Source organism: Phenylobacterium zucineum HLK1 (assembly GCF_000017265.1).
Classification (GTDB): domain Bacteria; phylum Pseudomonadota; class Alphaproteobacteria; order Caulobacterales; family Caulobacteraceae; genus Phenylobacterium; species Phenylobacterium zucineum.
The window spans coordinates 2950874-2970850 of the sequence record NC_011144.1 but is presented as its reverse complement, the minus strand read 5'-3'; the positions used below and the strand labels follow the sequence as shown (position 1 = coordinate 2970850).

Genomic DNA, 19977 nt, shown 5'->3' with positions numbered 1-19977 from the left:
GCTGCGCATCCTTTGCGGATGCGCAGCTTCGCCGTTCTCATCCCCCTCTCGCTGCTGGCCGCGCCCGCCGCGGCCCAGCCGGCCGTCGGGCCGCTGGTCAGGCCCATCGCCGTGATCGAGGCCACCCTCACCGGCCAGCCGATCTCGCCGCCGTCCGGCCCGGTGCGGGTGACCGTCTCGGAGACGACGATCGCCCCCGGCGAACGCCTGCCGCCGCACAAGCACCCGTACCCGCGGATCGTCCAGGTGCTGTCGGGCCGCCTGAAGGTCACCCACCTCGATACGGGGACGGTCAGCGAGCCGGCCCCCGGCGACTGGCTGGTGGACTCCGTGGACCAGTGGCACGAAGGCGTCGTCGTCGGAGACGAGCCGGTGCGCCTGCTGACCATCGACCAGGCGCCGCCCGGCGCGGCCGTCACCGTCCCCAGGCCCTAGCGGCAAGCCGCACCATTTCCTTGCGCAAGTCTCCGGGCGCGGGCAGCTTGCCCCCCGTGGCGACATCGACCGACTCCCTGGCCGCGCTGATGCCGCGCATCGCCGATGGCGACCGCGAGGCCCTGCGACAATTGTACGAGGCCACCTCCTCGAAGCTATTTGGCGTCTGCCTGCGTATCCTCGCCGACCGCGAGGAGTCCGAAGACGTGCTGCAGGAGGTCTACGTCACGATCTGGCGACGCGCCGACCGCTTCGATGCGGCCCGGGCGAGCGTCATGACGTGGATCGCCACCATCGCCCGCAACCGCGCGATCGACCGCCTCCGCGCGCGCGGCCCGATGGCCCGGGCCGAGCCGGTGGAAGAGCTCGAGATCGCCGACGAGAGCCAGGTGGGCGCCGAGGCCCTGCTGTCGGCCGCCGACGACCGGGCGCGCCTGGCCGCCTGCCTGGGCGAACTGGACGAGCGGACGCAGACGGTCATCCGCACCGCCTTCTTCGAAGGCGTCACCTATGACGCGCTGGCCCGGCGGATGGAGACGCCGCTGGGGACGGTGAAGAGCTGGATCCGCCGCGGTCTCGCCAAACTCCGGGGGTGCCTGGAGCAATGAGCGAAGCGCCCGAACTGGAAGGCCTCGAGGCCCTGGCCGCCGAGCACGCGCTGGGCGTGCTGACCGGCGCCGAGCGCGCCGAGGCCGAGGTCCGGATGGCCCGCGATCCCGTCTTCGCGGCCCAGGTGGACGCCTGGCGCATCCGCCTCGCGCCGCTGGTGGACGGCGTGACGCCGGTCGCCCCGCCCGCCGGCCTGTGGGAGCGGATCGCCAGGCGCCTGCCGGCCAATGACAATCCCCGCGCCGTGCGGCGGCTGAGATTCTGGCGCGCCGCCGCCATGGGCGGCTTCGGCCTGGCCGCCGCCAGCCTTGCGGCCGTCGTGGTGGTCGCCAACCGGCCGCCGACCGTGATCCAGGCCCCGCCGGCCCAGCCGGGGCCGCTGCTGAACGCCAGCCTGATGCCGCAGGCGGGCGGCGTGCAGCCGCTGTTCGTCGCCGCCTACGACCCGCAGCGGAAGGCGCTGATCGTCACCTCCCTGGTGCCGCCGGGGACCGATCCGCTGCACGTGCACCAGCTCTGGCTGATCCCGGGCGACGGCAAGCCGCGTTCGCTCGGCATGGTCGAGCCCGGGACGTCCCGGGCCATGCCGATGCCGGAGACCCTCGACCGGATGGTCTCGGAGGGCGCCGAACTCGCCGTCTCGGTCGAGCCGCCGGGCGGCTCCACGGATCCCCAGGGTCCGAGCGGCCCGATCGCGGCCCGCGGCGCGCTCGGCCGCATCTAGCCGGGCCGGATCCGGCCCTAGGTCAGCGCCCGCAGCCAGGCCGGCAGCTCGGCGAGGCTGGACAGCTCCGTAAAGCGCGGGTGGTTCTCCGGGGCGTCGGCGACCTCGTGCTCCCAGACCAGCTCATAAGGGACGTAGGCCGCATAGGCGCCCGCCTCCAGCGCCGGCAGGATGTCCGAGCGCATGGAGTTGCCGCACATGGCGGCCCGGGCTGCGCCCGCGCCGTGGCGGGCGAACACCCGCTCGTAGGTGCCCGCGTCCTTCTCGGAGACGATCTCGACGGCGACGAACAGTTCGCCGAGGCCCGAGGCCGCCAGCTTCTGCTCCTGGTGCAGCAGGTCGCCCTTGGTGATCAGCACCAGCCGGTAATCCTGGGCGAGGTCGGCCAGCGCCTGCTCGACGCCCGGCAGCGGCTCGACCGGATGGGTCAGCATCTCGCGCCCGGCGGCCAGGATCTCGGCGATCAGCCGGCTGGGCGCCTCGTTGCCGGTCAGCTCCATCGCCGTCTCGATCATCGAGAGCGTGAAGCCCTTCACGCCATAGCCGTAGAGCCGCAGGTTGCGCTTCTCGACGTCGCGCAGCTTGGCCATCAGGTCCTGCGGATCGGCCAGGTGCGCCATGAGCGCGACGAAGCGGTCCTGGGTCAGGCGGAAGATGCCTTCGTTGTGCCAGAGCGTGTCGTCGGCATCGAGGCCGACCGTGGTGATGCGCATGGCGCGCTCTTACGGCGCGTCCCCGGCGGTGCGCAATCTCGGGCGGTGCGCCGTCAGGCGCAGGCGGCGTGGGCCTTGAGGACGCGCTCGACCTGGGCCGGAAAGCGGGCGAGGGCCGCGGCCGGGCGGATCGGGCGGCGCACCAGCTCGCCGCCGCAGTTGGGGCAGGCGCCGCCGAGGCGGCTCTCGGCGCAGTCGGCGCAGAAGGTGCATTCGAAGGTGCAGATCCGCGCCTCCCGGCTGTCGGGCGGCAGGTCGCGGTCGCAGCATTCGCAGTTGGGTCGCAGGGCCAGCATGGCGGTCAGCATGATCCAACCGCCGCGCGGCGGAAAGGACAGGTTTCCCTCGATTCCTGCCGACTACTCCCCGAACCCTTCGCCGGGCTCCAGCGGCGACAGGCGCAGGAGGCGCGAGTCCGCCACGCCGGCGGTGCGGTGCTGCACCAGCTCGCGGTATTCGGGATCGCGGACCATGGCGATGAAGGCGTCGGCGTTGGGGTATTCGGCGATGAACGCCAGGTCCCAGGCCTCGGACTGCGGGCCCGTCACCATCACCTGCGGCTTGCCTGCCCAGACCTGCCGCCCGCCCAGGCGCTTGAAGATGGGGGCCGTGGTCCGGCCGTAGGCGCGGTAGGCGTCGAGCCCGGTCAGGTCCTTGCCGTGGTCGGGGTGGCCTTCCGGATACTCGGCCTTGGGCTTCAGCCGGATCAGGTTCAGCATGTGGATCGGCTGGTCGCGCGGCAGCGACTTGAACGCCTCCCAGGCCTCGCGTTCCGGATCGATGTGCGCCATAGCGTCCCTCCGATTGACCACGTAGGCGCGAGTCACTACCTACGCGGCCGTTTGCCTACAAGGAGAGACCCCATGAGCCGCGAACTGCTGCCCGGCGCAACTGGCGTGCTCGCGCTCGCGGATGGGACCGTCCTCCAGGGGATCGGCGTCGGCGCGGTCGGCGAGGCCGTCGGCGAGGTGTGCTTCAACACCGCCATGACCGGGTACCAGGAGATCCTCACCGACCCCTCCTACATGGCCCAGATCGTGGCCTTCACCTTCCCGCACGTGGGCAACGTGGGAACCAACGTGCAGGACATCGAGCAGATGTCGGGCTCGGCCGAGACGGCCGCCCGCGGCGCGATCTTCCGCGACGTCCCCACCCGCCCGGCCAACTGGCGGGCCGACGCCGATCTGGAGACGTGGATGGCCCGCCGCGGCGTCGTCGGCCTGGCCGGCGTCGACACCCGGGCCCTGACCCGCCGGATCCGCGAGCACGGCATGCCGCACGCGGTGATCGCCCATGACCCCGAGGGCAAGTTCGACCTGGACGCCCTGGTGGCCAAGGCGCGCGAATGGAACGGCCTCGTCGGGCTCGACCTGGCCAAGGACGCTTCGTGCCTGCAGCCGTTCGTCTACGAGGAGGGCCTGTGGAGCTGGGAGGAGGGCTACGCCAAGGCCCCCGAGCAGCCGAAGTACGACGTGGTGGTCATGGACTTCGGCGTGAAGCGCAACATCCTGCGCGCGCTGACGTCCGTCGGGGCGCGGGTGACGGTGGTGCCGGCCAACACGCCCGCCGAGGACATCCTGAAGCGCAATCCGGACGGTGTGCTGCTGTCGAACGGCCCGGGCGACCCGGCCGCCACGGGCGAGTACGCCGTGCCCGAGATCCGCAAGCTGGTGGACAGCGGCAAGCCGGTCTTCGGCATCTGCCTGGGCCACCAGATGCTGGCGCTCGCGCTCGGGGCCAAGACCGTGAAGATGGACCAGGGCCACCACGGCGCGAACCATCCCGTGAAGGACCTCACCACCGGAAAGGTGGAGATCGTCTCGATGAACCACGGCTTCACCGTCGACCGCGACAGCCTGCCGGCCCCCGTGGTCGAGACCCACGTCAGCCTGTTCGACGGCACCAACGCGGGCCTGGCCCTGACGGACAAGCCGGTCTTCTCCGTGCAGCACCACCCGGAGGCCTCGCCCGGCCCCACCGACAGCCTCTACCTGTTCGAACGGTTCGCCGGCCTGATGGACGGCAAGCGGTAGGCCGCGCGTCCTTTCCCGCCTGGGAGGGGAGAGAAAAAAATCCGCCGCCGCCGTGTCACACCGGCCGACCCTCCTCCGTCCTAGGGGCGTGGACGAGGGAGGCGCAGCGTGGCGCGCAACTGGGATCGATGGCTGGCGGGCCTGACCGCCGCGGTGCTGGGCGCCAATGGCCTGGCCATGCTCTTCGGGCCCCTGGCCTGGTATGACGCGGTTCCCGGCGTGCCGGCGACCGGCCCGTTCAATCCCCACTTCGTCCGGGACATCGGCGCGGCCTACCTGGTCGCGGCCCTCGGCCTGGCCTGGTTCGCCTGGCGACCGCGCCAGGGCTGGCCGGCCATGGCCGCCGGCGCGGCTTTCCTGACCTTCCACGCCGCCATCCACGTCTATGACGCCGCCTGCGGGACGAGCCCGCTCGCCGACGTGCGGCAGGACTTCGTCGGCGTCTACCTGCTGGCCGCCATCCCCCTGCTGCTCGCGCTCGTCCGCAGACCTGCGCCTCGCTGAGCCCATGACCGAGGAGAACGACATGCTCCTGAGAGCCTGCCTCTCGCGCTGGATCGACGGTTTCGAGCGGCGCTACGGCTACGATGCCGCCTATATGCGCCACGTGCTGCGGGCGAGCCCGGCCAGCCTGATGAAGTTCGGCTTCGGGACCCGCGCGGCCGATGTCAGGGCGGCGCCGGCCGAGGCGCTGGTCGCCGCCGGCCTGGTCGGCACGATGTCCGAGGACTGCGGCCCCTGCACCCAGATCGCCTGCGACATCGCCGTCGAGAACGGCGTCGATCCGGCGGTCCTCCGCGCCCTCCTGGACGGCGACGAGTCGGCGATGGGCGAGACGGCGGCGCTGGCCTGGCGCTTCGCCAGGGCGAGCCTTGCTCGCGACATGGAGGCCTGCGACCCGCTCCGCGACGAGATCGTGCGCCGCTGGGGCGATCCGGCGCTGGTCGCCATCTCGCTCGCGATCACCGCCTCGCGCATGTACCCGACGCTCAAGTACGCCCTCGGCTACGGCAAGGCCTGTTCCCGCGTCACGGTCGGCGGCGAAGCCATCGCCCCGCGCCGGCTGGCGGCGTAGGATCGCGGGCCATGGACGCCGTCCTCACCGACGCCTTCGAGGCCAGCCGGCCGCGGCTGAATCGGCTGGCCTACCGCATGCTGGGCTCGGTCGCCGAGGCCGAGGACGCCGTGCAGGACGCCTGGCTGCGCTGGACGCGGGCCGGGGAGGGGATCGCCGATCCCGCCGCCTGGCTCGTGCGCGCGACCACCCGCCTGTGCATCGACCGCCTGCGGGCGGCGAAGGCCGAGCGCGAGGCTTACCGCGGCCCCTGGCTGCCCGAGCCGCTGATCGAGCCCCTGACCGAGGACCCCGTGGAGCGGGCCGAGGACGTCTCGGTGGCCTTCCTGCTGGCGCTGGAGCGGCTCTCGCCGCTGGAGCGGGCGGTGTTCCTGCTGCACGACGTGTTCGAACAGGACTACGCCCAGGTCGCCGAGACCCTCGGCCGCTCGGAAGCGGCCGTGCGCCAGCTCGCCAGCCGCGCGCGGGCCCACGTGCAGGACGCCAGGCCCCGGTTCTCGGTGGACCACCAGAAGGCCGTGCGGCTGGCCGAGGCGTTCGCCCACGCCGCGCTCACCGCCGACGCGAGCGCGCTCTCCTCGCTGCTGGCCGAGGACGCGATCCTCGTCAGCGACGGCGGCGGCAAGCGGACGGCGGCGCTTCGGGTGCTGGTCGGCCGGGATGACGTGATGTCGCTGCTGCGCGGGGTCCGCTGGCGCTATCCGGCCTACTACGGCGCCGGCGCCTACGAGACGGTGCGGATCAACGGCTATCCGGGGCTGCTGCTGCGGCTGGAGGACGGGCCCCAGACGTTCGCCTTCCAGCCCGACGAGGAGGGGCGGATCGCCGCCATCTACATCATGCGCAATCCGGAGAAGCTGGCGCATCTCCGCTAGCGACCGACTCGTCGCACCGTTTCGGCGCTATCATCCACAGGCGCGCGCGACTCATCCACAGGCCCTCGCCGCGCAAGGTGGTAGCGGTTTCCCATGGTCGGGCGGTTCGACGAGCGCTTCATCGAAGAGATCAAGGGACGGCTGCGGCCGTCCGACGTGATCGGCAAGACCGTGAAGCTGCGCAAGCAGGGCCGCGAGTACGTGGGCCTGTCGCCGTTCAACAAGGAGAAGACCCCCTCGTTCTTCGTGAACGACGAGAAGGGCCAGTTCTTCGATTTCTCGTCGGGCAAGACCGGCGACATCATCACCTTCCTGCAGGAGACCGAGCGGCTCTCGTTCGCCGAGGCGGTGGAAAAGCTGGCGGCCGAGGCGGGGCTGGCGCTGCCGGCGGCAGACCCGCGCGGCGCCGAGGTCGAGAAGAAGCGCCAGGGCCTCGCCGACTGGCTGGAGCTGGCCGCCCAGTGGTTCGAGGCCGAGCTGAAACGGCCGGTGGGCCGCGACGCCCGCGCATACCTCGAGAAGCGCGGCCTGCCCGAGAAGGAATGGGCGAGGTTCCGCCTGGGCTTCTCGCCTTCGGGCCGCACCGCGCTGAAGGACTATCTGGTGACCAAGGGCGCCCGTCCGGCCGAGCTGGTCGAGGCGGGCCTGCTGATCGCCCCCGAGGACGGCGGCGCGCCCTACGACCGCTTCCGCGACCGGATCATCTTCCCGATCCTGGACGCCCGCGGCCGGGTGGTCTCGTTCGGCGGCCGGGCGATGGACCCGAACGCCCGCGCCAAGTACCTGAACGGCCCCGAGACGGTGGTCTTCCACAAGGGGAACAACCTCTACGGCCTCTCCGAGGCGCGGAAGATCCTGGCCGCGGCGCCGACCGGCGACGAGCCGCCGCTGGTCGTGGTGGAAGGCTACATGGACGTGATCGCCTGCCAACGGGCGGGCATTCCGTCCGTCGCGCCCATGGGCACGGCGCTGACCGAGGAGCAGATGGAGGTGCTGTGGCGCCACCATCCCGAACCGACGCTGTGCTTCGACGGCGACCGGGCGGGCCGGCAGGCCGCCGGGCGGGCCATCGACCGGGCGCTGCCGCTGCTGAAGCCCGGCAAGAGCTTCAAGTTCGCCCTGGTCGAGGGGGGCAAGGACCCCGACGACGTGCTGCGCGAGCAGGGCCCCGCGGCCTTGAAGTCGCAGCTGGAGAAGACCACGCCGTTCGCCGAGGCGCTGTTCGTGCGCGAGCGCGACCTGGAGCCGCTGGACACGCCCGAGCGGCGCACCGCGCTGAAGGTGCGCCTGCGCAAGCTCGCCGCCACGATCGCCGATCCGGACCTGGCGCAGGCCTACAAGGAGGACCTGCTGGGCCGGTTCGAGCAGCTGTGGCCCACCCAGCAGCCGGTCTACACCGTGGGCGCGGCCGGCCGGGAGCTGTCGCGTCACCGCTGGGCCAAGAAGGGCGCGCTGGCCGGCGCGAGCCCCGAGACCAAGCAGGCGGCCCAGGACCTGAAGGCCTCGCCCCGGCCGCTCGCGGCGGCCCTGGCGGTCGCGGCGCTGCACGATCCCAGCCTGATCGACAACTCCATCGAGCTGGTGGGGGCCCGCGGCTTCGGCGACGAACGGCTGGACGCCATCGCCCAGGCGCTGGTGCAGATCCGCTACGAGACCGACGAGGCCGAGTTCGACGGCGTGGTGCGCCGCCTGCGCTCCCGCGGGGTGTCGCAGGAGCTGATCGCCAAGCTGGAGCGGGACGCCCGGCGCGCCGGCGTGAGCGCCCCGTTCCTCGACGCCACGGCCGCCCGCGACCGGGTCCGGGCGCTGTGGAGCCAGGCGTTCGAGCTCCTGATGAAGCTGGAGGCCCTGGAGCGGGCGGTGGCGAGCGCCGTGGGCGACATGGCCCGCGATCCCAGCGCCGCCGCGGCCCTGATCAACCTGAAGGCCGAGCGGGACCACCTGCGCAAGCTGGTCAACTCGGACTGGGCCGGCGAGGCGCACGACAAGCCGGTGCTGCCCCATTGAGGGGTGCGGCGAATCCGCACTGGCACGGGGACTGCCGCAAATCCTCGAACGAATTCATTCGCCTCGGCCGGACGCGGGGGCGCCTTGACTTGCGGGACTCGGCTTGCCATCTGGCGGCGTGCGGATTTAGCGCGCTGTTGACAGGCATCGACCGGGCCGCTGCGACCTTTCGGGCGCGCCCACCTTTAAAGCGGATGCCTCCCTCGATGCGCGGTGATCCCAGGGCTTGCGCTGCGGGGGGCGACCTTCGCGGTCGCTCGGTCGTGGCGGAGCTGCGGCCAGTGGAGCGGGCGCCTGAACACGCACGATCAAAACGGAACGAATTTGGCGGAATACGGGTCGTAACGTCGCGGCCCCTAAGCATTTGAACGCCGCACATTATCTCGGGCCCGCGTCTTGCAGGAGACGGGGACGCCCATGCCGGAGAACTCGATGAGCTCGAACACAGCCGAAGCCGAAACGCCCGAAACCACCCAAGGCGACGGCCCGCTGCTCGACCTGACCGACGCCGCGGTCAAGAAGTTCATCAAGCAGGCCAAGGCCCGCGGCTACGTCACCATGGACGAGCTGAACAAGGTGATGCCCTCGGAAGAGGTCACCTCGGAGGCCATCGAAGACACCCTGGCGATGCTCAACGAAATGGGCGTCAACGTCGTGGAGTCCGAAGAGGACGCCGAAGGCGGCGAGGTCGCGGTCCGCGAGGAGAGCGCCGTCGTCGAGACGACGAAGGAGCCGGCCTACGACCGCACGGACGATCCGGTGCGGATGTACCTGCGCGAGATGGGCTCGGTCGAGCTTCTGTCGCGCGAGGGCGAGATCGCGATCGCCAAGCGCATCGAGGCCGGCCGCGACACCATGATCCGCGGGCTGTGCGAGAGCGCGCTGACCTTCGAGGCCATCATGGTGTGGCGCGAGGAGCTGGAGGGCGGCCGCATCCTGCTGCGCGAGGTGATCGACCTCGAACAGACCTACGGCGGCCAGAACCAGGGCGAGGCGCCCGCCGAGGCGGCGGAAGCCGAGGAGCCCGAGGCCGAAGGCGCCGAGGGCGAAGGCGAGAGCGACGACGACTTCGACGACGGCGCCGGCCCGACCATCAGCGCCATGGAGGCCGAGCTGCGCGAAGGGGTCATGGCGACCCTCGACGCGATCGCCGCCGAGTTCGAGAGCTTCCGCCTGCTGCAGGAGAAGCTGGTCGCCGCCAAGCTGAAGGGCGAGGACCTCTCGGAAGGCGACCGCAAGGCCTACCAGGCCGCCACGGGCGCCATCGTCCAGCACCTCAAGACCCTGAAGCTGAACAACAACCGCATCGAGGCGCTGGTCGAGCAGCTCTATGCGATCAACAAGCGCCTGATGGTGCTGGAAGGCCGCCTGCTGCGCCTGGCCGACAGCTACGGCATCAGCCGCCAGGAGTTCCTGAAGGCCTACTTCGGCAACGAGATGCGCCCGGACTGGACCGACATGGTCAAGCCGCTGGGCGTGCGCTGGACGAAGTTCGCCGAGAACGACGCCTCCCAGATCGGCGAGATTCGCAACGAGATCGCCGCGCTGGCGCAGGAAACCGGCGTGCCGATCGACGACTACCGCCGCATCGTCCAGACGGTGCAGAAGGGCGAGCGCGAGGCCCGTCAGGCGAAGAAGGAGATGGTCGAGGCCAACCTGCGCCTCGTGATCTCGATCGCCAAGAAATACACGAACCGCGGCCTGCAGTTCCTGGACCTGATCCAGGAGGGCAACATCGGCCTGATGAAGGCGGTGGACAAGTTCGAGTACCGCCGCGGCTACAAGTTCTCGACCTACGCCACCTGGTGGATTCGGCAGGCGATCACCCGCTCGATCGCAGACCAGGCCCGGACCATCCGCATCCCGGTGCACATGATCGAGACGATCAACAAGATCGTCCGCACCAGCCGCCAGATGCTGCACGAGATCGGCCGCGAGCCGACCCCGGAGGAGCTGGCCGAGAAGCTGGCCATGCCGCTGGAGAAGGTGCGCAAGGTCCTGAAGATCGCCAAGGAGCCGATCTCGCTCGAGACCCCCATCGGTGACGAGGAGGATTCGCACCTCGGCGACTTCATCGAGGACAAGAACGCCGTCCTGCCGATCGATGCGGCCATCCAGTCGAACCTGCGCGAGACCACCACCCGCGTGCTCGCCTCGCTGACGCCGCGCGAGGAGCGCGTGCTGCGGATGCGCTTCGGCATCGGCATGAACACCGACCACACGCTGGAAGAAGTCGGCCAGCAGTTCTCGGTCACCCGCGAACGAATCCGCCAGATCGAGGCCAAGGCGCTGCGCAAGCTGAAGCACCCGAGCCGCTCGCGGAAGCTGCGCAGCTTCCTCGACAGCTAGGACTGGCGCGCACGCCGCGATCCATTAGAACTCCCCGGGACAGGCGTTCCGGGGAGTTTTTCATGAAGCCGCTCAAGATGTTGGCCGTCCCGGCCGTGGCCGTCGCGCTGGCCTCTGCGCTGGCCTCTGGCGTGAGCGCCCAGCCGGTCTCCGGCGCGGCTTCGGCCGAGCGCATCCGGGCGCACATGGGCTTCCTGGCCAGCGATCTCCTGGAGGGGCGCGAGGCGGGGACCCGCGGCTACGACATCGCCGCCGAGTACGCCGCCGCCCAGTTCGCGCTGCTGGGCCTGAAGCCGGCCGGCGACGCCGGCTCGTACTTCCAGACGGTGCCGATGGTCTCGGCCCGCGCGGTGGACGAGGGCCGGCTGGTCGTGAAGGGGCCCACGGGGACGACGGCCCTGGTCCACGGCGAGGACTACCTCGTCGCCCGCAACCCCGCCGCCGCCGAGACGAAGGTCGCCGCGCCCCTGGTGTTCGTCGGCTACGGCGTCGTGGCCCCCGAGAAGGGCCGCGACGACTACAAGGGCCTGGACGTGAAGGGGAAGATCGTCGTCGCTCTCGACGGCGCGCCCAAGGCGTTCCAGTCGGAGGAGCGCGCCTACTACCGCAGCGGCCGCACCAAGCGCCTCGAGGCGGCCAAGCGGGGCGCGGTGGGCTTCATCGAGGTCAACACGCCCACCAGCGAGAAGATGCGGCCGTTCGACCAGTCGGCGCGCAACTGGAAGACCTGGGCCATGACCTGGCGTGCGCCCGGCGGCGGCCCGTTCGTGGTCGCACCCGAGACGCCGCTGCTGGCGAGCGTGAGCGTGAAGGGCGCGGCCAAGCTGTTCGCCGGCGCCAAGGTCCCGCTGGAGACGATCTACGCCGCCGCCGATGCGCCCAAGGGCGTGACGCCCCGCTTCGCCCTGCCGGCCTCGGCCGAGGCGGCGTTCCGCACCGAGCTGAAGGAGACCCAGAGCCGCAACGTGGCGGCCCTGCTGGAGGGTTCGGACACCGCCCTGAAGGCCGAGACGGTGGTGCTGTCCGCCCACCTCGACCACGTCGGCGTGCGCGAGACGAAGGACGGCGAGGACGGACTGCACAACGGCGCGCTCGACAACGCCGGCGGCGTCGCCACGACCTTCGAGGTCGCCCGGGCCTTCGTCGAGAGCGGCGAGAAGCCGAAACGTTCGGTCCTGTTCCTGCTGGTGACCGCCGAGGAGAAGGGGCTAGTCGGCGCCGAGTACTTCGCCCGCAATCCGACTCCCGGGGTCGGGACGATGGTGGCCAACGTCAACCTCGACATGCCCATCCTGACCTACGACTTCAGCGACCTGGTGGCGTTCGGCGCCGAGCGCTCGGCGATCGGACCGGCGGTCCAGCGGGCGGCCGCCCGCGTGGGCGTGGCCCTGTCGCCGGACCCGCTCCCGGACGAGGGCCTGTTCACCCGTTCGGACCACTACCGCTTCGTCGAGGCGGGGGTGCCCTCGGTGTTCCTGATGACCGGCTTCGCCGAGGGCGGCGAGGAGAAGTTCCGCGGCTTCCTGGCCGGCTGCTACCACAAGCCCTGCGATGACCTCTCGCAGCCGATCGACTACGCCGCGGGCGCCAAGTTCGCGAAGATCAACTACGAGATCGCCCGCGAGCTGGCAGACGCCGACCGGCGCCCGGCCTGGAACCGGGGCGACTTCTTCGCCGGCCGCTTCGCCACGGACCGGACGGTCGCCGACCGCTAGCGCCAGCCGTAGTTGAAGCTGACCGAGACGCGCGGGGTCCTGGCCCGGTTCGCCGGGACCTCGTGCCGAAGCCAGCTTTCCCACATGTAGACCGTGCCGGGGCTGGGCTGCAGGTAGACGAACGGCTGGGCCTCCTCCGGGGCGTCGGGGCGGCGGGGCGGCGCCGCCATCATCAGCGGCAGGCGCGGATCCTCGATCTTCAACGCGCTCGCCCCCGGCGGGGTCTCCACATAGTAGGTGCCCGAGATCACGCTGTGGGGGTGGATGTGGCCGGTGTGGGCCGCCCCCGGCTTCAGGACGTTGACCCACAGGCTGTCCAGCTTCAGCCGCCCGCCGCCGAGGTCGAAGCTCAGGGCCTGGGCGAACGCCTTGGCGTGCCGGTCCAGCCGGCTCTTCAGGTCGCCGAACACGCTGGCGCGCTGCGGCAGGTCGTTGAGCGAGGCGTACGAGGTGTAGCCGCCGTAGCCGTGCTCGCGGCACCAGGCGCGGCCGGCCGAGTCCTCGGCCTCCAGCATCCGGCAGGCCTCTAAAATCTCGGCATTGAAATTTTCGAAGAACCGGTCTGTTGTAAGGCTGGCTTCGTAGATCGGGGTGACGAAGAGGGTGCGCAGGGCCATGCCGCCCGCTAGTCGCCGCGAGGCTGTTTGTCAAAGCGGGCCGTGCGCTGGCGCTTTGGGTGAACGTTGATTAGGCTGTGCTGCAAAGAAAGTTCCGCCGCCTGGACGGACGGAACGTTGGGGGAAACGAGAGCATGATCAGGATTGTGGCGGCGCTGGCTGTGGCTGGCCTCATGGTGGGCGGCGGCCCGGCTCTCGCGCAGGGCAAGGGCAAGGCCAAGGCCTCCGCGACGGCCGCCTACAAGGCCCCCCGCCTCGCCGGGACCAAGCAACCCGACCTGAACGGCGTGTGGCAGGTGATGAACACCGCCGGCTGGGACGTCGAGCCCCACGCCGCGCGCGCGGCGCTGCAGCTGCGGCCCGGCCCCTACTGGCCGCTGCCGGCCAAGGAAGTCCTGGCCCTGGGCGCCGTGGGCGCGGTGCCGGGCGGCGCGGGCGTCGTGGAAGGCGGCGAGATCCCCTACACGGCCGAGGCCAAGCAGGTCCGCGACGAGAACCGCGCCAACTACCTGGACCGCGATCCCGAGGTGAAGTGCTACCTTCCGGGCGTGCCGCGGGCCAACTACATGCACCTGCCGTTCCAGATCTTCCAGTCCGACAAGTCGATGATGATCGCCTACGAGTACGCGGGCGCGGTGCGGAACCTGCTGTTCGACGATCCGGGCCCGCCGCCGGTGGACTCCTGGATGGGCCAGTCGGTGGCCAAGTGGGATGGCGACACCCTGGTGGTCACCGTGACCGGCCAGAACGACCGCACCTGGTTCGATCGCGCCGGCAACCACCACTCGGCCGACATGGTGGTCGAGGAGCGCTGGACGCCCACCGGTCCGATGACCATGCGCTACGAGGCGACGATCACCGATCCGAACACCTTCACCCGCCCGTGGAAGATGAGCATGAACCTCTACAAGCGGGTCGGCGAGGATGCGCAGCTGCAGCAGTTCAAGTGCGTCGAGTTCGTCGAGGAGCTGATGTACGGCCACCTGCGCAAGGAGCCGCTGAAGTAGCGGCGCCGGCCCACGGGAAGAGCAGAACAGACAAGAACATCCGGCGTTGGAGGCGCATGATGAATAGGAAGCACTGGATCATTGGCGCAGCGGCGGGCGTGGCGCTCGGCGGGGCGATCGCCGGCGGCGCGGCCGTGGCCCACCACGCCTTCGCCGCCGAGTTCGACGGCAAGGCCCCGGTCCTGCTGCGCGGGAAGGTGACCCGCGTCGAGTGGATCAACCCGCACGCCTGGGTGCACATGAACGCCGTCGGCGCCGACGGGAAGGCCACTCCGTGGATGGTGGAAGGCGGCACGCCCAACACCCTGCTGCGGGCCGGCATCGACCGCAATTCGCTGAAGCCCGGCACCGAGATCGTCGTCCGCGGCTACCAGTCGAAGGACAAGCTCTGCAAGCCGGCCTGCAAGGCCAACGGCCGGGACGTGACCTTCGCCGACGGCCGCAAGGTCTTCATGGGCTCGTCCGGCACCGGCGCGCCGAAGGACGGCTCGGACCCCACTGACCGCTAAGGCGGAACCCGAGTTCGTATTCTGGAAGGGGAGCCTCGCGGCTCCCCTTTTTCGTGGCTACTTCAGCTGGTCTTCCTCGGGAACGATGACGAACTTGTCGTGGCAGGCGACGCAGGCCTCGTAGAGGCGCCCGCCGGTGTCGAAAACCGCCTGCTTGTCCTTGCGCTCGGCCGCCGCCTTCGCCTCCAGCGCCCGCTCTGTCAGCAGCTTGGCGTAGCGGTTCCACTCGGCGGCTGGTTCGCGCGGGCGGCCGGGCAGCATCAGCAGGTTGCCCGCCTCGGCGACGGTGGCGGCGCCGTCCTCGACGACCTTCCACTCCTCCTCGGTGGTGGGCGACAGATCGCGCTCGCCCGCCTCGGTGATCTCCCAGCCCGACCCGCGCCAGAACGCGAAGGCGGCCGGATCGACCACGTGGATCATCAGCTCCTGCATGTCGAGGCCGGTGAAAGCGGGCTGTTCGGCCTTCTGCTGGCACGAGCCCAGCAGAAGGGCCGCGGCGGCGAGCGGCATCAGGCGGCGCATCGGAAAATCCCCCCGGAAGGCGGCGCGATCGGAGGCCGCGCCTTCGGGGTCATTCTGCGTCACGGCGGCGCTTGGGTCCACCGCCGGAGCGGCTTCAGCGTACCTGAATTTCGAGAAGCGACCGGTACATCTCGTCGGCGAACTGGATGACCTTCAGATTGGCTGAGAAGTGGTGCTTGGCCTGGATCATCTCGACCATCTCGCGACCAAGGTCGACATCCTCGTCGGCGGTCGAGCGCGCCACGCGCGAGGCGGCCGTCTCGAAGCGGCGTTCGGCGGCGGCCAGCCCGCCGCGGGCGATGGCGAAGGCGTCCATGGCCTGTCGCTACACCGCTCACCCTTAAGGCCGCGCTGAAAAACAGGGTGAACGGCCGCCCGCTGCAGCCGAACGGCCTCTACCGGCGTATGATGGGAGCCGCCGAAGGAGACGTCCCATGCGCGCGCCCATCTTTGCCGGTCTGCTGGCGCTGTGCGCCGGCGCGGCCGCCGCCCAGCCGATTAACGAGAACCCGCCCACCTGGACCATCCAGTGCATCGGGGTGAGCGGGAGCCTGGAGCCCACGGTCTGCAAGACCCCGCCCAGCCGCCTGGACAGGCGCGAGGACATCTGCTGGTGCCCGGCCGGCGGGATGCGGGTGGAGGTCCCGATCTGCGCCGCCGGCCAGACCCCGCCGCCCGAGAGCGGTGCGCTCGAGCGCGTGCGCCGGAAGGCCTCTCGCGACGGCAGCCTCAAGGGCGACCTGTTCGAAGGGCGGCCGATCTGCGCCGCCCCCCGGAAGCCCTAGGCGAACGTCGAGGTGGCGCGCCGCTACTTGCGCAGCGCGCCGTAGACCATCTTCTGGAAGACGGGCAGGGCGACGCGGCCGTTCGGGCGCTGGCCCTGCATCGCCGTGACCGCTTCGGGCCCCAGAGGCATGGAGTCCTGGATCAGGTAGATCAGGATCATGTCCTCGGCCGGATCGGCCTGCCACCAGGTGCCGAAGGCGCCGGGCCAGCCGAACGCGCCCTCGGCGCCGGCGCCCATCCACTGGTGCTTGTCGGCGTCGAGGATCATCGACACGCCCAGGCCGAAGCCCTGGCTCATCCAGAACGGCATGCCGAGGAAGTCGTGCGTGCGCTGCTCCTCCGTCAGCCGGTTGGCGGTCATCAGGTCGACGGTCTCGGGCCGCACCAGCCGCACCCCGTCCACCTCGCCGCGGCCCAGCATCAGGCGGGCGAACTTCAGGTAGTCGTCGGCGGTGGAGATCAGGCCGCCGCCGCCCGCTTCGAACGGCAGGCGCCGGGGCGGCTCGGGCCAGGAGACGTCCTTCAGCGGACCGCCCTCGGGCGGCGCCTGGTAGAGCCTGGCCATCCGGTCCGCCTTCTCGGCCGGGGCCCAGAAGTCGGTGTCGGACATGCCGAGGGGATCGAAGATGCGCTGCTTCAGCACCTCGCCCAGCCGCTTGCCCTCGACCCGGCCCACGAGGAAACCCAGCACCTCGGTCGCGTGGCTGTAGTGGAAGCGCCGGCCCGGCGCGTAGGTGAGGGGCAGGGTTCCCAGCCGCTCCAGCCACTCGTCGGGCGTGACCTGGTGGCCTAGCGGCGGGCCGAGGACGTCCTCGTGCGCCTGGGCGATCGGCCCCTGGGAGGTGAAGGCGTAGGCCAGGCCCGAGCGGTGGGTCATCAGGTCCTCGACCGTGATGTCCCGCGGCGCCGGCGAGGTGTCGTCCACCGGGCCGGTGGGGTCCGTCAAGACCTGCATGTCGGACAGCTCGGGGATCCAGCGGGTGACCGGATCGTCCAGCTTGAGCTTGCCCTCCTCGATCAGCATGAGGGCCGCCAGCGAGGTGACCGGCTTGGTCATCGAGGCGATGCGGAACAGCGTGTCCCGCTGCATCGGCGCCTTGGCCGCGACGTCGCGCCAGCCCAGGGCGTTGACCTGCTCGACCTCGCCGCGGCGCCACACCAGGGAGACGATCCCCGACAGCGCGCCCTGGTCCACGAAGCCCTGCAGGGCTCCCGGAACCTGCGCCAGAGCTTCGCGGTCGAGACCGCCCGATACCTGCGCGCCGTCCATGCCGGACCTCCCTGATCGCCGTTCAGGCGCCATAGCGCCCGACTGACGCCGGGTCCGTCAAGGCGGGCGGGCTACTGCTCGGTGGGCGCCTCGTAGGTGGCCATCATCTCGCCCTTGGCGAGGGTGCGCGCCTTCAGCGCGTTGAGCAGCTCGTTGAGCGGCGTGTCGGGCCCCATCTCGATCCAGTCGTTCAGGGCGAAGACCTGGAAGTAGTAGCGGTGCACGCCGTGGCCCGCCGGCGGGCGCGGCCCGAACCAGCCGTAGCCGCCCATGTCGTTCTTCCCCTGGATCGCGCCCTGGGGCGAGACGAGCTGCGGATTGTTGCCGAGGCCCTCGGGGATCGAGTGGATGTCGCCGCGGACGTTCCACAGCATCCAGTGCACGAACGGCTCCTCGCGCGGGGCGTCCGGATCCTCGACCACGAGCGCCCAGGCCTTCACGTCCGGGACGTTCGACCACTGCAGGGGCGGGGAGATGTTGTCGTGGTAGGCCGAGTGGCGGTCGGGCAGGCGCCCGTCCGCCTCCTGCACCGGGCAAGTCACCAGGACCCCGGTGTCGTAGATCGGGTCCACGCGCATGATGGTGATGGACTCGCCGGAATGACGTTCGGGCTCGCTCATGGCCGGTCTCCTGCTGGGGGGCAGGAATAGAACCGGGGCGGCGGGGGATGGGTTGCGCGCGGCGGCCTCGCCCCCAGCCATCCGGCGTGCTGCATCGCACCCGCACGAGCCGGGCCCAGACCCTGCGGAAACTTGCGACTCCTTGCCGCGCAAGGGCTCGCGCGCTCCCCTGACCGTGCGTGAGCCTCGCTGCATTGCGGCATTGAATGGCGAAGGCTTCATGCGTATATGCGCATCGCCTCCAAGCGGGCCCTGGCCTTTTGTGCGTGTCGCCCCCCGCGCCTGAAGCGTATCACGAGGACGTCTCCGCCATGCTGGTCACTCTGATGAAGGCGAAGCTGCACCGGGCCACGGTCACCCAGGCCGACCTGGACTACGAGGGCTCCATCGCCATCGACCGCGACCTGCTGGACGCGTCCGGCATCCTGCCGCACGAGCAGGTCGACGTGCTGAACATCACCACCGGCGCCCGCTTCACCACCTACGCCATCGAGGCGCCCCGCGGCTCCAAGGTCATCGGCGTGAACGGCGCCGCCGCCCGGCTCGTTCAGAAGGGCGACAAGGTGATCGTCGTCACCTATGGCATGCTGCCGGCCGAAGAGGCCCGCAACTATGCTCCGACGGTGGTGCTGCTGGACGATGGGAACGAGATCAAGAAGGCGGCCTAAGCGCCTCATCGCCGCGGGCCTGGCCGCAGGCCTGGCGGGCGGCCTCGCCGGCTGCGCGCCGGACGCGCCTCCTGGCGTCGCCAAGGACCGTCTCGACGCCGAGATCTCGCGCTCGATCGGCGATCCCAACACCTGCGTGCTGATCGGGCCCAAGGGCGGCGGCCGGACGCTGTACCGCTACAACACCGCCACGGCCTGCGCGAAGGAATACCCGGACTGCGAGGGTCCTGGGGCGATGAGCGTCGGCGACCTCTTGGACGCCGTGGCCCGCGACGGCCAGCCCCGCTACCTCAGCTGCGACACCCTGCCGGACCGCTCGCGCGGCGTCGGCTGGGCGGCGGCGGCCGTGCCCGGCAAGGACCTGGTCTACGCCGCCGTCATGGAGGGCGACCGCGCCTTCCCAGGCCGGATGATGGCCGACCGGCTGGAAGGCGCCTTCCGCCGCGCGGGGCTTGCCCCGGCTAGCGAGTGAGCTCGTAGAGGCCGGTCACGTCCACCCGCACCGTCAGCTCGCCGGGCGAAACCGAGGTGCCGGCGTCCTTCGAGACGCGGGCGGCCGCAAATTCTATCATCGGCATCGGCGGCGGGACCGGGTACGAGGCCGCGCCCTCGCTCAGCGAGACCAGCCGCGAGATCCGGTGCCCCGTGGCCTTGGCGTAGAGCCCGGCCTTGTCCGCCAGCTTGCGGACCGCCTCCTCGCGGGCCGCATTCTCGGCCGCCGTGCGATCCTCGAGGCCGAAGCTGATCCCGTGCACCTGGTTGGCGCCGGCGTTCACCGTGGCGTCCACCGCCTGCCCCAGCCGCTTCAGGTCGCGCACGGTGACGGTGACGAGGTTCGAGGCCTGGTAGCCCACCAGGATCGGCTCGCGGTTCTCCTCGTAGCGGTACTGCGCGTTGAGATTGAGCGCGCTGGTCTGGATGTCCTTGGCCTCGATGCCGCCCCGGCGCAGGGCGGCGACCACGCCGTCCATCTTCTGGGCGTTCAGCCGCATGGCCTCGGCGGCGGTCTGCGCCTGGGTCATGACGCCCAGGGTGATCGTCGCCTTGTCGGGCTCCACCTTGGTCTCGCCGTAGGCCGAAAGGTTCAGGGTGGTGGCCCGGAACATGGTGTCGGCGGCGGGGGGCGGGGCCTGGGCGAACGCGGCGGGCGCCGCGGCTCCGGCCGCCAGGACGAGGGCCAGGGCCGAGGCGCGCATCAGGGTCTTCATCGAGGTCTCCTTCGAAGCTGGGCTTGAAACTCGCAAGCTGGACCTGAACGCAAGCTTTAAGCCCCGTGCAGCCCGTGGTAACGCGCGGAACCGCTGCTGGGGCCTGTAGCTCAATGGTTAGAGCCGGCCGCTCATAACGGTCTGGTTGCAGGTTCGAGTCCTGCCGGGCCCACCAGCGACCTACCCGGAGGACGGCCTGCGGCGCGGCCGGCGCATATGGACTCTCGAGACTTGG

General features: G+C 70.8%; 24 protein-coding genes and 1 tRNA gene. 16 read left to right on the top strand and 9 right to left on the bottom strand.

What is annotated here, in order from left to right:
- Nucleotides 1–18 precede the first annotated feature (18 nt).
- From PHZ_RS14310 to PHZ_RS14300, 3 genes are read left to right on the top strand one after another with little or no spacing between them, the layout of a single operon-like run.
- Nucleotides 19–435: a cupin domain-containing protein gene (locus PHZ_RS14310; protein ID WP_041373562.1), complete on the top strand. Its 417-nt coding sequence runs from the start codon at nt 19–21 to the stop codon at nt 433–435.
- A gap of 56 nt (nt 436–491) precedes the next feature.
- Nucleotides 492–1043, top strand: coding sequence for a sigma-70 family RNA polymerase sigma factor (locus PHZ_RS14305; protein WP_236611839.1), 552 nt, complete (start codon nt 492–494; stop codon nt 1041–1043).
- Nucleotides 1040–1768, top strand: coding sequence for an anti-sigma factor (locus PHZ_RS14300; protein WP_012523131.1), 729 nt, complete (start codon nt 1040–1042; stop codon nt 1766–1768). Before PHZ_RS14305 ends, PHZ_RS14300 begins: the two co-directional genes overlap by 4 nt.
- 17 nt (nt 1769–1785) lie before the next feature.
- Here PHZ_RS14300 and PHZ_RS14295 read toward each other — a convergent pair whose 3' ends face one another.
- From PHZ_RS14295 to PHZ_RS14285, 3 genes are all read right to left on the bottom strand, one after another.
- Nucleotides 1786–2481, bottom strand: a complete 696-nt coding sequence (locus tag PHZ_RS14295; RefSeq protein ID WP_012523130.1) for an HAD family hydrolase — start codon at nt 2479–2481, stop codon at nt 1786–1788.
- A gap of 53 nt (nt 2482–2534) precedes the next feature.
- Entirely contained in the window at nt 2535–2777 is a 243-nt protein-coding gene (locus tag PHZ_RS14290) for a DUF1272 domain-containing protein (protein WP_041374251.1), read from the bottom strand.
- A gap of 63 nt (nt 2778–2840) precedes the next feature.
- Entirely contained in the window at nt 2841–3272 is a 432-nt protein-coding gene (locus tag PHZ_RS14285; protein ID WP_012523128.1) for a DUF1330 domain-containing protein, read from the bottom strand.
- A gap of 72 nt (nt 3273–3344) precedes the next feature.
- Between PHZ_RS14285 and carA the strand changes: the two genes are divergently transcribed.
- From carA to PHZ_RS14250, 7 genes are all read left to right on the top strand, one after another.
- Complete coding sequence (gene carA / locus PHZ_RS14280; protein ID WP_012523127.1) at nt 3345–4514, top strand: glutamine-hydrolyzing carbamoyl-phosphate synthase small subunit; 1170 nt, start codon at nt 3345–3347, stop codon at nt 4512–4514.
- 108 nt (nt 4515–4622) lie between these two features.
- Nucleotides 4623–5018, top strand: coding sequence for a hypothetical protein (locus tag PHZ_RS14275; RefSeq protein ID WP_012523126.1), 396 nt, complete (start codon nt 4623–4625; stop codon nt 5016–5018).
- A 22-nt stretch (nt 5019–5040) separates the two neighbouring features.
- On the top strand, nt 5041–5589 hold the full coding sequence (locus PHZ_RS14270) for a hypothetical protein (RefSeq protein WP_012523125.1): 549 nt from the start codon (nt 5041–5043) through the stop codon (nt 5587–5589).
- A gap of 11 nt (nt 5590–5600) precedes the next feature.
- On the top strand, nt 5601–6464 hold the full coding sequence (gene sigJ / locus PHZ_RS14265; RefSeq protein WP_012523124.1) for an RNA polymerase sigma factor SigJ: 864 nt from the start codon (nt 5601–5603) through the stop codon (nt 6462–6464).
- A 93-nt stretch (nt 6465–6557) separates the two neighbouring features.
- Entirely contained in the window at nt 6558–8471 is a 1914-nt protein-coding gene (gene dnaG, locus PHZ_RS14260) for a DNA primase (RefSeq protein ID WP_012523123.1), read from the top strand.
- A 432-nt stretch (nt 8472–8903) separates the two neighbouring features.
- Nucleotides 8904–10820 (top strand): RNA polymerase sigma factor RpoD, encoded by a 1917-nt coding sequence (gene rpoD, locus PHZ_RS14255; RefSeq protein ID WP_012523122.1) that lies wholly within the window; start codon nt 8904–8906, stop codon nt 10818–10820.
- Nucleotides 10821–10882: 62 nt separating this feature from the next.
- On the top strand, nt 10883–12535 hold the full coding sequence (locus tag PHZ_RS14250) for a M28 family metallopeptidase (protein WP_012523121.1): 1653 nt from the start codon (nt 10883–10885) through the stop codon (nt 12533–12535).
- On the opposite strand, the gene PHZ_RS14245 is transcribed toward PHZ_RS14250, so the two are convergent.
- Nucleotides 12532–13152, bottom strand: coding sequence for a TIGR02466 family protein (locus PHZ_RS14245; RefSeq protein ID WP_012523120.1), 621 nt, complete (start codon nt 13150–13152; stop codon nt 12532–12534). The genes PHZ_RS14250 and PHZ_RS14245 overlap by 4 nt on opposite strands.
- 134 nt (nt 13153–13286) lie before the next feature.
- Here PHZ_RS14245 and PHZ_RS14240 point away from each other — a divergent pair, with 134 nt between their 5' ends.
- Both PHZ_RS14240 and PHZ_RS14235 read left to right on the top strand, forming a co-directional pair.
- Nucleotides 13287–14159 (top strand): hypothetical protein, encoded by an 873-nt coding sequence (locus tag PHZ_RS14240; RefSeq protein WP_012523119.1) that lies wholly within the window; start codon nt 13287–13289, stop codon nt 14157–14159.
- A 59-nt stretch (nt 14160–14218) separates the two neighbouring features.
- Entirely contained in the window at nt 14219–14668 is a 450-nt protein-coding gene (locus PHZ_RS14235) for a DUF6152 family protein (RefSeq protein WP_049758268.1), read from the top strand.
- Nucleotides 14669–14725: 57 nt separating this feature from the next.
- Here PHZ_RS14235 and PHZ_RS14230 read toward each other — a convergent pair whose 3' ends face one another.
- Nucleotides 14726–15190 carry a cytochrome c gene (locus tag PHZ_RS14230; protein ID WP_148216876.1) on the bottom strand — a complete coding sequence of 155 codons (465 nt, stop codon included), beginning with the start codon at nt 15188–15190 and terminating at the stop codon, nt 14726–14728.
- A 94-nt stretch (nt 15191–15284) separates the two neighbouring features.
- On the bottom strand, nt 15285–15506 hold the full coding sequence (locus PHZ_RS14225) for a flagellar basal body rod C-terminal domain-containing protein (protein ID WP_041373560.1): 222 nt from the start codon (nt 15504–15506) through the stop codon (nt 15285–15287).
- Between the two features lie 118 nt (nt 15507–15624).
- Between PHZ_RS14225 and PHZ_RS14220 the strand changes: the two genes are divergently transcribed.
- A complete protein-coding gene (locus PHZ_RS14220) occupies nt 15625–15975 on the top strand; it encodes a hypothetical protein (protein ID WP_041373559.1) in 351 nt (116 codons plus the stop codon).
- Nucleotides 15976–15998: 23 nt separating this feature from the next.
- Here the strand turns inward: PHZ_RS14220 and PHZ_RS14215 are convergent, their stop codons facing one another.
- Nucleotides 15999–17246: a serine hydrolase domain-containing protein gene (locus PHZ_RS14215; protein ID WP_012523118.1), complete on the bottom strand. Its 1248-nt coding sequence runs from the start codon at nt 17244–17246 to the stop codon at nt 15999–16001.
- Between the two features lie 71 nt (nt 17247–17317).
- The gene (locus tag PHZ_RS14210) at nt 17318–17866 is read right to left on the bottom strand and encodes a YbhB/YbcL family Raf kinase inhibitor-like protein (RefSeq protein WP_012523117.1); all 549 of its coding nucleotides are present in this window, start codon (nt 17864–17866) and stop codon (nt 17318–17320) included.
- 311 nt (nt 17867–18177) lie between these two features.
- Here PHZ_RS14210 and panD point away from each other — a divergent pair, with 311 nt between their 5' ends.
- Nucleotides 18178–18534, top strand: a complete 357-nt coding sequence (panD, locus tag PHZ_RS14205; protein ID WP_012523116.1) for an aspartate 1-decarboxylase — start codon at nt 18178–18180, stop codon at nt 18532–18534.
- A complete protein-coding gene (locus PHZ_RS14200; RefSeq protein WP_049758266.1) occupies nt 18506–19006 on the top strand; it encodes a hypothetical protein in 501 nt (166 codons plus the stop codon). Before panD ends, PHZ_RS14200 begins: the two co-directional genes overlap by 29 nt.
- On the opposite strand, the gene PHZ_RS14195 is transcribed toward PHZ_RS14200, so the two are convergent.
- Nucleotides 18996–19742 carry an SIMPL domain-containing protein gene (locus tag PHZ_RS14195; protein ID WP_041373558.1) on the bottom strand — a complete coding sequence of 249 codons (747 nt, stop codon included), beginning with the start codon at nt 19740–19742 and terminating at the stop codon, nt 18996–18998. The two genes, PHZ_RS14200 and PHZ_RS14195, sit on opposite strands and share 11 nt — an antisense overlap.
- A 99-nt stretch (nt 19743–19841) precedes the next feature.
- Between PHZ_RS14195 and PHZ_RS14190 the strand changes: the two genes are divergently transcribed.
- Nucleotides 19842–19917, top strand: a tRNA-Ile gene (locus PHZ_RS14190).
- The last annotated feature ends 60 nt before the right edge of the window (nt 19918–19977 follow it).

Bases quoted from the DNA above. Each gene is read 5' to 3' on its own strand.
- PHZ_RS14310 (WP_041373562.1), top strand. From the start codon at position 19: ATGCGCAGCTTCGCCGTTCTCATCCCCCTCTCGCTGCTGGCCGCGCCC.
- PHZ_RS14300 (WP_012523131.1), top strand. From the start codon at position 1,040: ATGAGCGAAGCGCCCGAACTGGAAGGCCTCGAGGCCCTGGCCGCCGAG.
- PHZ_RS14295 (WP_012523130.1), bottom strand. From the start codon at position 2,481: ATGCGCATCACCACGGTCGGCCTCGATGCCGACGACACGCTCTGGCAC.
- PHZ_RS14290 (WP_041374251.1), bottom strand. From the start codon at position 2,777: ATGCTGGCCCTGCGACCCAACTGCGAATGCTGCGACCGCGACCTGCCG.
- PHZ_RS14285 (WP_012523128.1), bottom strand. From the start codon at position 3,272: ATGGCGCACATCGATCCGGAACGCGAGGCCTGGGAGGCGTTCAAGTCG.
- carA (WP_012523127.1), top strand. From the start codon at position 3,345: ATGAGCCGCGAACTGCTGCCCGGCGCAACTGGCGTGCTCGCGCTCGCG.
- PHZ_RS14270 (WP_012523125.1), top strand. From the start codon at position 5,041: ATGCTCCTGAGAGCCTGCCTCTCGCGCTGGATCGACGGTTTCGAGCGG.
- sigJ (WP_012523124.1), top strand. From the start codon at position 5,601: ATGGACGCCGTCCTCACCGACGCCTTCGAGGCCAGCCGGCCGCGGCTG.
- dnaG (WP_012523123.1), top strand. From the start codon at position 6,558: ATGGTCGGGCGGTTCGACGAGCGCTTCATCGAAGAGATCAAGGGACGG.
- rpoD (WP_012523122.1), top strand. From the start codon at position 8,904: ATGAGCTCGAACACAGCCGAAGCCGAAACGCCCGAAACCACCCAAGGC.
- PHZ_RS14250 (WP_012523121.1), top strand. From the start codon at position 10,883: ATGAAGCCGCTCAAGATGTTGGCCGTCCCGGCCGTGGCCGTCGCGCTG.
- PHZ_RS14245 (WP_012523120.1), bottom strand. From the start codon at position 13,152: ATGGCCCTGCGCACCCTCTTCGTCACCCCGATCTACGAAGCCAGCCTT.
- PHZ_RS14240 (WP_012523119.1), top strand. From the start codon at position 13,287: ATGATCAGGATTGTGGCGGCGCTGGCTGTGGCTGGCCTCATGGTGGGC.
- PHZ_RS14235 (WP_049758268.1), top strand. From the start codon at position 14,219: ATGAATAGGAAGCACTGGATCATTGGCGCAGCGGCGGGCGTGGCGCTC.
- PHZ_RS14230 (WP_148216876.1), bottom strand. From the start codon at position 15,190: ATGCGCCGCCTGATGCCGCTCGCCGCCGCGGCCCTTCTGCTGGGCTCG.
- PHZ_RS14225 (WP_041373560.1), bottom strand. From the start codon at position 15,506: ATGGACGCCTTCGCCATCGCCCGCGGCGGGCTGGCCGCCGCCGAACGC.
- PHZ_RS14220 (WP_041373559.1), top strand. From the start codon at position 15,625: ATGCGCGCGCCCATCTTTGCCGGTCTGCTGGCGCTGTGCGCCGGCGCG.
- PHZ_RS14215 (WP_012523118.1), bottom strand. From the start codon at position 17,246: ATGGACGGCGCGCAGGTATCGGGCGGTCTCGACCGCGAAGCTCTGGCG.
- PHZ_RS14210 (WP_012523117.1), bottom strand. From the start codon at position 17,866: ATGAGCGAGCCCGAACGTCATTCCGGCGAGTCCATCACCATCATGCGC.
- panD (WP_012523116.1), top strand. From the start codon at position 18,178: ATGCTGGTCACTCTGATGAAGGCGAAGCTGCACCGGGCCACGGTCACC.
- PHZ_RS14200 (WP_049758266.1), top strand. From the start codon at position 18,506: ATGGGAACGAGATCAAGAAGGCGGCCTAAGCGCCTCATCGCCGCGGGC.
- PHZ_RS14195 (WP_041373558.1), bottom strand. From the start codon at position 19,742: ATGAAGACCCTGATGCGCGCCTCGGCCCTGGCCCTCGTCCTGGCGGCC.